Below are 14827 nucleotides of genomic sequence, written 5' to 3' on the forward strand. Positions count from 1 at the left end.
GATTAAAATTCGATTCTGGCTTTAGAAACCACAGAAGAAGTTTCAAAACGATTAGATAAGTATTTTTGGTATCCTACAATTCCTATCATTGCAGCATTGTCTGTTGTGTATTCAAATTTCGGAATAAAAGTTTTCCAGCCATATTTGCTTTCTGTTTCCTTCAAAGTATTTCTAATTCCTGAATTTGCAGAAACCCCACCGCCAATGGCAATTTGCGTAATTCCAGTTTCTTTTACAGCCAATTTTATTTTATCCATCAAAATTTCGATAATCGTATGCTGAATAGAGGCGCAAATATCATTTAGATTTTCTTCAATAAAATTCGGATTCTGTTGTTTGTTTTTTTGAATGAAATATAAAATAGCAGTTTTTAACCCAGAGAAACTAAAATCTAATCCCGGAACTTTTGGTTTTGTAAAAGGAAATGCTTTTGGATTTCCTTCCTTAGCATATTTATCAATCAAAGGTCCGCCTGGATAAGGAAGTCCAAGAATTTTGGCACTTTTATCAAATGCTTCGCCTACAGCATCGTCTGTAGTTTCTCCGATAATTTCCATATCAAAAAAACTATTCACTTTTACAATCTGAGTATGTCCTCCGCTAATGGTTAAAGCTAAAAAAGGAAATTCAGGTTTGTCGTAGCCTTCTTCATCAATAAAATGAGCCAATATATGAGCATGCATGTGATTTACAGCAATTAACGGCACATTTAAGGCTAGTGATAGTGATTTACTGAATGAAGTCCCCACTAATAAAGAGCCCATTAATCCTGGGCCTTGTGTAAATGCGATTGCGCTTAACTGTTCTTTTTGTACATTTGCTTTACGAAGTGCAGCATCTATAACTGGGACAATATTCTGCTGATGCGCTCGGGAAGCCAATTCGGGAACAACACCTCCGTATTGATTATGAATTAATTGATTGGCTACAACATTTGACAATACTTTGTCGTTATGTAAAACCGCGGCAGCAGTATCATCGCATGAACTTTCGATGGCTAGAATAAAAACCTCTGGATTTTGCATATAAAGGCACAAATTTTGAATTATATTTGACAAATCAAATGAATTTATCTCTTTGATTTAAGCAGTGCCCCAAAATTAAAGAATTTTTATCAAAAACAGCCGTTCTTTGTCTGTTCAAAATAAATTTAAAAGAAACTAAAATTAAAGAAGCTATCAAAAAAGTAAAGAAAATAATATCTAGAACCCTAATTGGGTTGATTTTACTTTTGTTAGCACTGGCTATCATACTCTCTCTTCCTGTGGTTCAGACACAGATTGCTAATTATGTTACCAACAGATTAAATGAAGATTACAAGGTTAATATTAACGTTGAAAAAACGGCAATCAATATTTTTGGTGGAGTAAAATTGAAAAAAGTGACGATCTTAGATCATCATAAAAAAACGATGATTTATTCGGATATCATCACTACCGATATTGCCAGTTTTAGTAGGCTTTTAGACGGAGATTTAATTTTTGGAGATTTACGTTTGACAGGTTTGATTTTTAATTTAAAAACCTACAAAGGTGAAGACGAGAATAATATCAATAAGTTTATCCAAGCTTTTGAGGTAGAAAATACGCCTAAGAAAAAATCAACGAAGCATTTTTTGTTGACGGCCAAAAACGCTTACATCGAAAAAGGAAGATTTTCTGTTGTTGATGAAAATAAAACGACTCCTAAGTTTCTGGATTTTACAAAATTAAATGCGTATATCAGTGAGTTCAAGTTGTACGGACCAGATGTAAATACAAATATTCATAGGTTTTCATTTATGGATCATCGCGGTTTGTATGTTTCCAATTTTGCAGGTAAATTCAGTTATACCAAAAAACAGATTAAGGTCGAAAATCTGGCTATAAAAACCAAAAGATCTTCAATTTACGGCGTAGCCATTTTAAATTATAAACCCTCAGATTTTCTTGATTTTACAGATAAAGTTAGATTTGATGTTTTGATAGATTCATCTTCTATTGCTACCAATGATATTCGCCATTTTTATGATGGTTTGGGTAAAAATCAACATTTTAAACTAAAAACTAAGTTAGACGGGCCGTTGAACAATATGACGCTTACAGGATTGAGACTAAGCGACACAAACGGATCAAAAATTAACGGAACAATCAATTTCAGAAATCTTCTGGGCAGCAAAGAGCAGAAGTTTTCTATGGATGGAAAGTTTAGCAAACTGCTTTCTAGTTATGATGATTTGGTGGTTTTACTTCCAGGAGTTTTAGGTAAAAGGCTTCCGAAAGAAATGAAGCGGATCGGTAAATTTAATATTGTCGGAAAAGCTAAAGTTTCAACTATAGCATTAGAAACTGCTTTTAAAATTGCCACAGATGTCGGAAATGGAGAAGTTGATCTTCATTTGAATAATATGGATTTTATTGATAAGGCTTCTTATTCTGGAAATATTATCTTAAACAATTTTGATGTAGGCGCGGTTTTAAATAGAAAAGATATTGGAAAAACTACTTTGAATCTTGATGTAGATGGAGTTGGTTTTACTGAGAAATATTTGAATACCGTTATTAAAGGAGACATCTCGAAACTAGATTACAATAAATATACCTATAATAATATAGTAGTAAACGGAAATTTCAAACTTCCTTATTATAAGGGACAAATTGCGATAAACGATCCGAATTTAAATTTAAATTTTGATGGTTTGTTGGATTTGAGCAAAAGAGAAAATCGTTACGATTTTCATATTAACGTTGAAAACTCAGATTTAAGAAAGCTTAAATTTATAAACGATTCTATTTCACATTTTAGAGGAGATGTCGTAGTTCAATTAACTGGAAATTCTATTGAAAACCTTCAGGGAGATATTTTTATAAACGATGCTGAATATCAGAATCCTAAAACAACTTATGTTTTTGATCAAGTCAATCTAAACTCAAGTTTTGATGCTGACCGTTTAAGGACTATTACAGTTAGTTCAAATGATGTTGTAGACGGAAAAATTGTCGGTAAATTTAGATTTGATCAATTGGATAAATTGGTTATGAATTCTGTAGGTAGTTTGTATACCAATTATAAACCTTATAAAGTTAGAAAAGGGCAATTCCTGAATTTCAATTTCCGTGTTTATGATAAAGTAGTCGAAATGCTCTATCCAGAAATAAACATTGATTCGTCGACAGTTGTACGAGGAAAAATAGATTCAGATTTGCAGGAGTTTAAATTCCGTTTCAGATCTAAAAAAATTACGGCAGATAAAAACACATTTGATAATATACGCATTAACATTGATAATAAAAATCCGCTTTATAATGCTTATGTCGAATTAGATAGCATCAAGACTCCTTATTATAAGATACGTGATTTTAATTTGATTAATGTTACGGCAAAAGATACGCTTTTTGTTCGTTCGGAGTTTAAAGGTGGAGATAAAGGCGAAGATTATTTTAATCTCGATTTGTTTCATACAATTGATAAGAATAAAAACAATATTGTCGGAATCAAGAAATCTGAAATGAAGTTTAAGGATTATATCTGGTACTTAAACGAAGATGCTGAAAAAGACAATCAGATTGTTATCGATCAGTATTTTAAAAACTTTACATTTGATAATATTGTTTTATCTCATGAAAGCCAGAAAATTGATTTAAACGGAGTTATAAAAGGAAAAGATTATAAAGATCTTGTGTTGACTTTTGAAGATGTTGACATCAATAAAATTACGCCCGCAAATTCCAAATTTGTATTTAATGGTAATTTGAATGGAAATGTCAATTATAAGCAGAATAAAAATGTTTATCAGCCCACAGCATCCATAAAAATTGATCATCTTGTCATGAACAATACAGAATTGGGTACGCTTAATTTTGATATTTCTGGAGATGAATCTTTTAGAAAATTCACGGTTAACTCCTCAATCCAGAATGGTTTTACCGAGTCGTTTAGGGCTAACGGAACTTTTGCTATAGAGAATAAAGAAACCATTATGGACATGAGTCTTAAACTGGAAGGCTTTAATCTGGCTACTTTAGGAACGATTGGCGGAGATGTTTTGTCAAATGTGCGAGGTTCTGTTTCTGGAAATGCCGCTGTTATCGGAAATTTGAAGAAACCCGAAATCAATGGACGTTTGTATGTTGAAAAAGCCGGAATGACAATTCCGTACCTAAATACCGACTACGAATTGAGCGATCGAACGGTTATTGATTTGACTAATGAAAAATTCTTGTTTAGAAATAATCAATTAACGGATACGAAATACGGTACGAAAGGTTTGCTGAACGGAAGTATCGAACATCATAATTTTGGCGATTGGAAGCTAGATTTAAATATTACTTCTAAACGTTTGGTGGCATTAGATACAAAAGACAGTGACGATGCCGCCTATTTCGGAACAGCTTTTATAAATGGAACAGCAAGCATAAAAGGTCCTGTAGAAAGTCTTTTTATTAAGGTAGATGCAAAATCTGAAAAAGGCACCGAGGTTAAGATCCCAATTAATAATGCGCAAAGTGTTGGAGAAAGCAGCTGGATCCATTTCGTAACACCAAAAGAAAAGTATAATCTTGAGAACGGAATTGTTGAAAAAACAAGAGATTATAATGGACTTGAACTGGAGTTTGATTTTGACATTACACCAGATGCCGAAGTTGAAGTTATTCTAGATCGAAATTCGGGGCATGGTATGAAAGGAAAAGGATATGGATCGCTTTTATTTAAAATCAATACTTTAGGTAAGTTTAATATGTGGGGAGATTTCCAAGCATACGAAGGGACTTATAACTTTAAATACGGTGGACTTATCGATAAAAAGTTTACCGTGAAAAAAGGAGGTTCGATTATATGGGAAGGAAACCCGATGCGTGCCCAGCTTAACTTGGAAGCAGTTTATAAAACGCAAGCCAATCCAGCAGTACTTTTAGATAATACTTCATCATTCAACAAAAAAGTTCCTGTAGAAGTGGTTATCGGTTTAAGAGGAGATTTAGCAAGTCCAGAACCTAATTTTGATATTCAGTTTCCATCGGTAAGTAACGTTTTAAAATCGGAGATACAATATAAACTGGATGATAAAGATATTCGCCAAACACAAGCTCTTTATTTGTTATCGACTGGTTCGTTTATGAGTACCGACGGATTTAGCCAGGGAGATTTCTCTGGAACATTGACAGAAACAGCTTCAAGTTTATTAGGAGGCATTATTAAGTCAGATAATGATAAAGTAAATATCGACTTAAACTACATTGCTGCAGATAGAAGAACAGGGCAGGAGGTTGACGGTCAGTTTGTGGCTAATATATCGTCTCAAATTAATGAAAGAATTACCATCAACGGAAAACTAGGAGTTCCGGTTGGAGGTGTAAATGAATCTGCTATTGTTGGAGATATAGAAATTTTGTATCGTGTAAATGAGGACGGAACAATGAACCTTCGTTTATTCAATAAAGAAAATGATATTAATTATATAGGACAAGGAATTGGTTATACGCAAGGTGTGGGTATCTCTTATGAGGTAGATTTTGATACCTTTAGTGAGCTTGTAAATAAGCTGTTTAAAAACCATAAAATAGAAAAAGCTGTAAAAAGTTCTTCTCATGATGATCTTCAAGACTCATATCTTCCTGAGTATATGAATTTCTCAAGTAAGAAAGATTCAGAAAAAAACAAGAAAAAAGCAAAAGAAGAGGAAGAGAAAAAGAAAAAGGAGGAAGAAAAGAAGAAAAAAGAACAGGAACATACACCAAGCAATAATCAAGGATTAATTCCTGACAACGATTATTAACACTTTGTTAAAAATAACCTTTTATAAAACCATTATTCTCATAATGGTTTTTTTTGTGCTAAATTTAGGCACTCTTTTAAAATTTTCCATGTGAGCGGGAAATTCTGATTTTTATAACACTTCATTAGGGTATTGTTAATTTTGACGATTTAATTAAAAAAATAGCGTTTTATTATTTTTAATGAAATTTTTTCCTAGAAAAAACTTATTAACGAAAACGTTTGAATTTAACAGATTTTATTAATTTATGATAATCGTAACCCGAAAAGTGCTGAATGTTTGCTAATTTTACACTTTAATACTTAAATAATGCCAAAAACAATAAAAAAAGTAGGTGTTCTTACCTCAGGAGGAGATTCACCTGGAATGAATGCTGCAATACGATCAGTTGTTCGAACTTGCGCATATCATAATATAGAATGCATCGGAATTTATAGAGGATACCAGGGAATGATTGAGGGTGACTTCAAAGAAATGGGACCACGTAGCGTAAATAATATTGTAAACAAAGGTGGAACGATCTTAAAATCGGCTCGTTCAGTTGAGTTTAGAACCCCTGAAGGTAGAAAGAAAGCACACGAGAATCTTGTTAAGGCTGGTGTTGATGCTTTGGTTGTTATTGGTGGTGACGGAAGTTTTACCGGAGGATTAATTTTTAATTCAGAATTTGGTTTCCCGGTAATGGGAATTCCAGGTACAATTGATAATGATATTTATGGTACAAGTTTTACTTTAGGGTATGACACAGCGTTAAATACTGTTGTAGACTGTATCGATAAAATTAGAGACACAGCGAGTTCTCATAACCGTCTTTTCTTTGTAGAGGTTATGGGTAGAGATGCTGGTCATATTGCTCTTAATGCAGGTATTGGTGCAGGAGCAGAAGAAATCCTTATTCCTGAAGAAGATCTAGGTTTAGATCGTCTTTTAGATTCGCTTCAAAAAAGTAAAGCGTCAGGAAAATCATCAAGTATAGTGGTTATTGCTGAGGGAGATAAAATTGGTAAAAACGTATTCGAATTAAAAGATTATGTTGAAGCCAACCTTCCTGAATACGACGTAAGAGTTTCTGTTTTAGGACACATGCAGCGTGGTGGTTCTCCATCTTGTTTTGACCGTGTTTTAGCAAGCCGTTTAGGGGTAAAAGCAGTAGAATCTTTAATTGAAGGAAAATCTAATTATATGGTTGGACTTCGTGAAGATAAAGTGGTTCTAACTCCACTTGAGCAAGCTATCAAAGGAAAATCAGAAATTGATAGAGAATTATTAAGAGTGTCAGACATAATGTCTACATAATCAATATAAAAGTTTAAAAAAGAAAAGAAGTTTATTGTGAGGAAATTAGACTTTGAAATAGTGTAATAAAAACAAAAGCAAAAAATTTAGTAAAATGTCAAAAGTAAAATTAGGAATAAACGGATTTGGACGTATCGGAAGAATCGTTTTTAGAGAGTCTTTCAATAGAGATAATGTAGAAGTTGTTGCAATCAACGACTTGTTAGACGTAGATCACTTAGCTTATTTATTAAAATATGATTCAGTTCACGGTCGTTTCAACGGAACTGTAGAAGTTAAAGAAGGAAAATTATATGTAAACGGAAGAAATATCCGTATCTCTGCTGAAAGAAATCCAGCTGACTTAAAATGGAACGAAGTTGATGTAGATGTTGTTGCTGAATGTACTGGTATCTTCACTACTATCGAAACTGCAAGTGAGCACTTAAAAGGTGGAGCTAAAAAAGTAATCATTTCTGCTCCTTCTGCTGACGCTCCAATGTTTGTAATGGGAGTTAACCACGAAACTGCAAAAGCTTCTGATTTAGTTGTTTCTAACGCTTCTTGTACCACAAACTGTTTAGCTCCTTTAGCTAAAGTTATCCACGATAATTTCGAAATCGTTGAAGGTTTAATGACAACTGTTCACGCAACTACTTCAACTCAAATGACTGCTGACGGACCTTCTAGAAAAGACTGGAGAGGTGGACGTGCTGCTGCAATCAACATCATTCCTTCTTCAACAGGTGCTGCTAAAGCGGTTGGAAAAGTTATCCCATCTTTGAATGGAAAATTAACAGGAATGTCTTTCCGTGTTCCTACTGCTGACGTTTCTGTAGTAGATTTAACTGTAAAAGTAGCAAAAGAAACTACTTACGAAGAAATCTTAGCTGTATTGAAAAAAGCTTCTGAAAATGAAATGAAAGGTATTTTAGGATATACTGAAGATGCAGTTGTATCTCAAGATTTTATCTCAGATAAAAGAACTTCAATCGTTGATGCTGGTGCAGGAATCGGATTAAACTCTACTTTCTTTAAATTAGTATCTTGGTATGACAATGAGTACGGATACTCAAGCAAATTAATTGATTTATCTGTACATATTGCAGGTTTAAAATAATAATATATATTTTTGCAAAATCCCGTTACTTTTACAATAACGGGATTTTCTTATTTTGTTACTTCTATAATTAATGTAAAAAACACACTTTTAAATTAAAAATAGAAAACCTAATTCCAAAAACTAAACAAATGAAATTAATAGTTGACAGTGGATCTACTAAAGCCGATTGGATTGCGATAGATGATAATGGAAAAGTATTATTCACAACACAAACTTTAGGATTAAATCCTGAAATTCTAGACGAGCCAGAAATCATTGAAAGATTAAATGACCGTTTTGATATTTTACAGAATAAAAAGAATGCTACGCATTTATTCTTTTATGGTGCCGGTTGTGGTACAGATAGAATGAAAGAGTGGCTGAAAAGAATTTTTCAAGAATATTTTTCTAACGCAATTGTAGACGTTCAAGAAGATACTTATGCTGCTGTTTACGCAACAACTCCAAAAGGAGAAGAAGCAATAGTGTGCATCTTAGGAACAGGTTCTAACTGCAGTTATTTCGATGGAAAAACATTGCACCAAAAAGTTCAATCTTTAGGATACATCGTAATGGATGATTGCAGTGGTAATGTTTTTGGAAAAGAACTAATTAGAAAATACTATTTTAATAAAATGCCTAAAGAATTGGCTGTTGAACTTGAAAAAGAGTACGACGTTGATCCTGATTTTATTAAAAACAAATTATATAAAGAACCAAACCCGAATGCTTATTTAGCAACTTACGCTAAATTTTTGATTAAGCATAAAGACACAGAGTTCTGCAGAAAAATCATTTTCAAAGGAATGAAATCTTTCGTTAAGAATTACATCAAACAATTTGATAACTGCAAAGAGGTTCCAGTACATTTTGTTGGTTCTATTGCATTTTATTTGAAAGATGAATTACAAGAGACATTTAACAAATATGAACTTCAATTAGGGAATGTTTTAAGAAGACCAATTGATGGATTAATTGCTTACCATGTCGCTAATCAATAGTTCTGGTTTTATGGAGATTGCCATTATTGCTCATGATGGTAAAAAAGCAGATTTGATTGATTTCTTAATCAAAAATGAAGCTGTTTTACACAATGAAAAAATAAGGCTTATCGGTACCGGTACTACTGGGGGGAAAGCAGAAGCTGCTGGATTTAAAACGCAGAGAATGCTTTCTGGTCCGCTGGGTGGCGATGCGCAAATTGCAGGAAGAGTTGCGGAAGGAATAACGAATATGGTATTCTTTTTCAAGGATCCTTTATCGAGCCATCCTCATGAAGCAGATATCAATATGCTGATTCGTGTTTGTGATGTGCATAATGTGCCGCTGGCAACCAATGAAGCAACGGCACAATTATTATTAGATGCTATTGCACTGCAATTATAGATATTTCTACATTAACATTTTTTGGCAGACAAGCCACTTGAACCGTTTCACGAGCTGGAGCGGTTTTTTCGTTAAAATAAGAACCGTAAACAGCATTTATTGCTCCAAAATTGTTCATGTCCATGATGAAAATAGTTGACTTTACAACGTTTTCAAAAGTCATGTTAGCTGCTTCAAGAATAGCGGCAATGTTTTTCATAACTTGAGTAGTTTCATCATTAATATTGTCTGTAACCAATTCTCCTGACTCAGGATTGATTGCGATTTGTCCAGAAGCATAAAGTGTATTTCCAGATAATACAGCTTGATTATAAGGTCCGATTGGAGCCGGAGCTTTCTCGGTAAAAATGATTTTTTTCATAATGAAATTATTTTGATTCGAAAGTAGTTTATCTGTTAGAAACGCTGCGTTTGTTCCATTTGATATCGCTAAGCATACCAGATTTAATTCCGATGAAGAAGTTCCAGTTAGAATTTGTTCCCAAAGGCTGCCAGTTAAAGGCCATTCTCCAGCTTAACAAGTCTCTTTCAAAACGGAATTGCGTAAAGGTAACTCCTTTTTGTACAAAATCGTAACCAGTTGAAACCCCCGCTTTCCATTTAGGAGTAAGGTCGGTATTAATAGAAACCATGATAGAGTTTCCGGAAATAGTATTTTCTCGTTTTACGTTTGAATAGGTTAACGAATACGCAAGCGTCATATCCCACGGAACTTTAGAATTGAAGAATTCTGTTATCACATCTTCTTTTTCAGGTTCATTGGCAAATTGGCTGTTGCGGCTGTTATTTAAATCGGTATTGGTTCCAAATAAATCATCGCTACGTCCACCGTTCCTCTGGCTTTGCGTGTTTTTTTCCTTTCCGGTTCCTTTATTCGAGAATGAGTAGTTTACAGTTACGTTTGCGCTAGTCATTCTAAATAAACTCCCGCCATTATCAATGTTGAATTTATCAATTTTGTTACCTCCATTGTCAATCGCATATGGGTCTAATGTGGCACCAAAATTCATATTCATTTTATTATCAAAAAATTGGGTTCCACCACTAACCAATACAGGCTGCCATCCAAATGTTGTTTTTCCGTCAGCGTTGAAGTTATAGCTCGTACTGAAGTTTAAGTTGTTCAGCAGCATTATTTTTTTAGGCTCTGTTTTTGTGCTGTCTCGGTCTCTTACTTTTGCCTCAAAAGTATTGCTCAGAGCAAAACCAACAATGTTAGAATTCTCTTTTCCTGGAGCACCGTATAATCCGTTTTCGAATCTTGTGTATTCAGAAGTAATTCTTCCAGAAGCATCTACGGCATATGTGTCGTAATATTTCTCAAAACTTGGCGTATAGGCATAAGTTATGCTTGGACGCATGACGTGTCGAATAGATTGGATTTTTTTATCAGCTCCAAAATTAAAAGTTCCGTAAATAGTAGTTCCTAAATTGGTGCTGAAATTATAAGTTCTAAAAGCATCAAAACCATTAACGGTCTTATTAATAGTTTGTCCGGCAGTAGGGTCGTAAACTTTTTGAATGGTTTTATTAACCCATGTTTCTTGATAAGTTGTTGAAGCTCCAGCACTAAAATATTTAAAAATTTTAAAGTTAGTGCTTAATGGTATAGTCTGTTGTAATCCTAACTGTGCATCATTAAACATTTGAGGTTTGAAAAACAACGAATCTTTTGTTTTGAAATAGTTTTTACCGCTTACGTTATATTGTAAGTTGATGTTTTTAATTAATCCTTTTTTTACCCCATTTTTCCCAACAAATGGATAAATACGATCAATACTTCCCTGCAAAGATGGAAGTGTCATAATAATGTCTTCTGTCTGAGTATTCTGGCTGTGCGTTGCAGATAATGAAATACGTGAGCCAGGAATTGTATTAAAAGTTTTATTATATGAAATCGAAGAGCTTAAGGTGTTGTTTAAGTTCGATCCAATGTTGGCTTGGTTGATAGATTGTTTGAAGTACTTACTACTACCCATGTTTACAGAAGCAGAGAAAGTAGAATTTGGATTTGATTTGGTGTCCTTAGAATGCGACCACTGAATATTGTAAATGCTTTGTTTTGAGTAATCAGGATAACCGCGCTCGCTGTTGATTAGATTTTCAAAACGGATATTGACGTTTCCTCTATACTTATACCGTTTTGCATACGCAGATTCAAATCGCATGGCGTAACTTCCGTTGGTGTAATAATCGCCAAGTACGGTTAAGTCATAATTATCGCTAAGAGCGAAATAATAACCTCCGTTCTGCAATGAAAAACCTCTTGTGTTAGAATCGTTGTAGCTTGGAATAATAATACCCGAAACGCTCTTTTCCTGACTCATTGGAAAATAAGCGAAAGGCAATGCCAGAGGAGTTGGAACGTCAGCAATTACCATATTGGTCAAACCCGTAATTACTTTTTTTCCTGGTATAAACTTAACTTTACTAGTCTGGAAATAGTATTCAGGATGATCCACATCTGTTGAAGTGGTAAAACGGGCACCTTTTAAAAAGTAAACCGAATCGTTTTCTTTTTTAGTAACTGCAGCCTTAATTTTAAATTCGCCTTGTTCTGTTCGAGAATTGTAAATTAAGGCCTTTTTGGTTTTAAAATTAAATCGGATAGAATCTGGCTGTACTTCGCTGGCTCCCTGTTTGAAATTAGGATATTGCGTTAAAACACCGGCAGAATCTTTAATCCTTCCTGCATAAACTTCATCTTTTTCATAATTAAGTACAATTATACCCGATTTTAATTCTACATCTTTATAGTATAATTCTGCTTCATTATATAGTGTGATCAGCTTATTTTTCTGGTCAATTTTAGCATAGTCTTTGGCCACATATCTAACTTTTCCGTCCAAAAAAGTCTTTTTTGGTTTAACAGTATCTAGTTTTATGGTGTCTTTAATGGCAACAGATTCTTTATCTGTTTGTTTTACAGCAGGTAAAGGCTTTTTTTTGTTTTTTATTTCTTGCGAATATAAATTACCACAACCTATAGTTAGGAAAAATGATATTAAAACGATATTAAATAAGTTTGTATGCAAAGGTTTAAATGCTATTTTTGTAAAATTATGGCTTGTTTTTTGACACGTCAAACTTACATATAATTTTTTGGCAAAAATAATCAATTCTAAAAATTATAACAGCTGCGTTTTATTAAAATTAACTTTTAGATTTATGAATGGAATTAACAAATTTAAAGTAATATTTGCTTTATTTCTAATGCTATCGTCTTTTTATGCTCATAGTCAGTCAAATGTATTTAAAGTGACACTTGACGCTGGACATGGAGATCATGACTTTGGAGCTGTGTACAGTGGGCGAATCGAAAAAAATATTGCTTTAGCTATTGTTTTGAAAGTGGGGAAGATTTTAGAGCTAAATCCAAATGTTAACGTAATTTATACTCGTAAAACGGATGTTTTTGTTGATTTGGTAGAAAGAGCCAATATAGCCAACAGAGCAAATTCAAATATTTTTGTCTCAATTCACTGTAACGCCAATAAAAATACAGCAGCTGATGGAACTGAAACTTACGTAATGGGTTTAAGTAAAGTAGCATCAAACTTAGAGGCTGCAAAAAAAGAGAACTCCGTAATTACATTAGAGAAAGATTACAAGCGTAAATACGAAGGCTACGATCCAAATTCTCCAGAATCTATGATCGGTATGACCTTGATGCAAGAAGAATATTTGGATAATAGTATTACTCTGGCTACTAAAATCGAAGAGAACTTTGAAAAATTAGGAAAAAAACTTCGTCATGGAGGTGTGAAACAAGCGCCTTTTATGGTACTTCATAAAGCGTATATGCCTAGAGTTTTGGTTGAAACAGGATTTGTATCTAATCCAACAGAAGGAAATATTCTTAATTCGGAAGAAGGTCAGGATGATATTGCAAGAGCAATTGCAGAAGCTATTTTAAGTTATAAAAGAGAATACTTTGGTTCAGGAACTGAGTCAGAGGATAGTCGGCCCATAAAAGATACTTCAACTAAGGCAAAACCAAAAGCAACCGCTCCAGTAGCCGCGGCAAAAAGTGCTCCAAAAGGAACGTTTTTTAAGGTGCAGCTTATTGCAAGCATTAAAAAAACACCATTAGAACCTAAAAACTTTAAAGGGCTTAAAAATGTAACGATGATCTACGAAAATAATATTTATAAATATTTCTACGAAGAAACTCCGAGTTACGAAACAGCCCAAAAATATTTGCAAGAAGCTAAAAGTAAAGGGTATGGCGCTGCGTTTTTAGTGGCAACTAAAGATGGCGAAAAAATCAGTATTCAGGACGCGATTAAATAATAAGCGTAAGTTCGAATATTTATATTAATTTTGTACAAACACTTAGAATTTTGAAACTAACAAGAGAAATTAAAACGGCTATTTTAGTCATCGCATCCATTCTACTATTTATCTGGGGATATAGTTTTTTAAAGGGAAGAGACCTTTTTACTAATTATACAATATTATATGCTGAATATGATAATGTTGAAGATTTATCACCTTCAGCGCCAGTAACGCTTAACGGACTAGCGATTGGTAAAGTAAATAAAATTACAATTGATGAAGTTACAGGTAAATTACTAGTTGAACTTCAGCTTAAAACAGATTTTCCAATTTCTAAAACAAGTACAGCTTATATTTATTCGCCGAGTTTAATTGGAGGAAAGCAAATTAAAATTGTTCCAAATTTTGCTGATAAAGAATTAGCAGAAGATGGACAAAAATTGGCTTCGAACGTTGAACTGGGGCTAACAGAATCATTAGGAGGAAAAATTGAACCAATTCAGCAAAAGCTTGATAAAATGCTTTTGAATATTGATAATTTGGTTACAGGATTAAATAATACTTTAGACAAAAACACTCAAGAAAATCTAAAGAAAACAATTGCTGAACTAAGTCAGACAATGACACAGTTTCATAAAGCTTCAGGAAGTCTAAACAATATTTTGGATACCAATAAAGGACAGATTAACGGAATGGTAACAAACTTCAATAAAATGTCTGGTAACTTCAATAAAATTTCAGATTCATTAAACAAAGCAGATTTAGGTAAAACCGTTCGTAACTTGAACCAGACTTTAGCTAAAGTAGATGTTTTAATGAGCAATCTTAATTCTGGAAAAGGTACGGCAGGAAAAATACTTAACGATGAGGCATTGTATAACAACCTGACTAAAACTTCAAAAGAACTTGAATTGTTATTGCAAGATCTTCGCCTTTATCCAACTCGTTACGTAAACGTTTCTCTTTTCGGAAAGAAAAATAAACCATACGTAGCACCAACTGAAGAAACAAACTCAACCGATAAAAAATAA

At 33.5% G+C, this 14827-nt stretch carries 10 protein-coding genes; 7 read left to right on the forward strand and 3 right to left on the reverse strand.

The window, feature by feature from the left end; translation table 11 throughout:
• Nucleotides 1-2 precede the first annotated feature (2 nt).
• Nucleotides 3-1025, reverse strand: a complete 1023-nt coding sequence (gene tsaD / locus BB050_RS14785) for a tRNA (adenosine(37)-N6)-threonylcarbamoyltransferase complex transferase subunit TsaD (RefSeq protein WP_066034076.1) — start codon at nt 1023-1025, stop codon at nt 3-5.
• Nucleotides 1026-1219: 194 nt separating this feature from the next.
• Between tsaD and BB050_RS14795 the strand changes: the two genes are divergently transcribed.
• The 5 genes from BB050_RS14795 (at nt 1220) to BB050_RS14815 (ending at nt 9518) form a co-directional block, all read left to right on the forward strand.
• On the forward strand, nt 1220-5755 hold the full coding sequence (locus BB050_RS14795; protein WP_066034078.1) for a translocation/assembly module TamB domain-containing protein: 4536 nt from the start codon (nt 1220-1222) through the stop codon (nt 5753-5755).
• A 309-nt stretch (nt 5756-6064) separates the two neighbouring features.
• On the forward strand, nt 6065-7051 hold the full coding sequence (pfkA, locus tag BB050_RS14800) for a 6-phosphofructokinase (RefSeq protein ID WP_008468812.1): 987 nt from the start codon (nt 6065-6067) through the stop codon (nt 7049-7051).
• 94 nt (nt 7052-7145) lie between these two features.
• Complete coding sequence (gene gap, locus BB050_RS14805) at nt 7146-8150, forward strand: type I glyceraldehyde-3-phosphate dehydrogenase (protein WP_008468814.1); 1005 nt, start codon at nt 7146-7148, stop codon at nt 8148-8150.
• Between the two features lie 131 nt (nt 8151-8281).
• Nucleotides 8282-9133 carry an N-acetylglucosamine kinase-like protein gene (locus BB050_RS14810; RefSeq protein WP_008468817.1) on the forward strand — a complete coding sequence of 284 codons (852 nt, stop codon included), beginning with the start codon at nt 8282-8284 and terminating at the stop codon, nt 9131-9133.
• A gap of 10 nt (nt 9134-9143) precedes the next feature.
• Nucleotides 9144-9518 (forward strand): methylglyoxal synthase, encoded by a 375-nt coding sequence (locus BB050_RS14815; RefSeq protein ID WP_035692130.1) that lies wholly within the window; start codon nt 9144-9146, stop codon nt 9516-9518.
• Here the strand turns inward: BB050_RS14815 and BB050_RS14820 are convergent.
• Nucleotides 9499-9879 (reverse strand): RidA family protein, encoded by a 381-nt coding sequence (locus tag BB050_RS14820; RefSeq protein WP_008468820.1) that lies wholly within the window; start codon nt 9877-9879, stop codon nt 9499-9501. The two genes, BB050_RS14815 and BB050_RS14820, sit on opposite strands and share 20 nt — an antisense overlap.
• 28 nt (nt 9880-9907) lie before the next feature.
• Nucleotides 9908-12604, reverse strand: a complete 2697-nt coding sequence (locus BB050_RS14825; RefSeq protein ID WP_066035182.1) for a putative LPS assembly protein LptD — start codon at nt 12602-12604, stop codon at nt 9908-9910.
• Between the two features lie 82 nt (nt 12605-12686).
• Between BB050_RS14825 and BB050_RS14830 the strand changes: the two genes are divergently transcribed.
• Entirely contained in the window at nt 12687-13811 is a 1125-nt protein-coding gene (locus BB050_RS14830) for an N-acetylmuramoyl-L-alanine amidase family protein (protein ID WP_008468824.1), read from the forward strand.
• Between the two features lie 50 nt (nt 13812-13861).
• Complete coding sequence (locus tag BB050_RS14835; protein WP_008468826.1) at nt 13862-14827, forward strand: MlaD family protein; 966 nt, start codon at nt 13862-13864, stop codon at nt 14825-14827.

It is taken from the genome of Flavobacterium anhuiense, assembly GCF_001705175.1.
GTDB classification, from domain to species: domain Bacteria; phylum Bacteroidota; class Bacteroidia; order Flavobacteriales; family Flavobacteriaceae; genus Flavobacterium; species Flavobacterium anhuiense.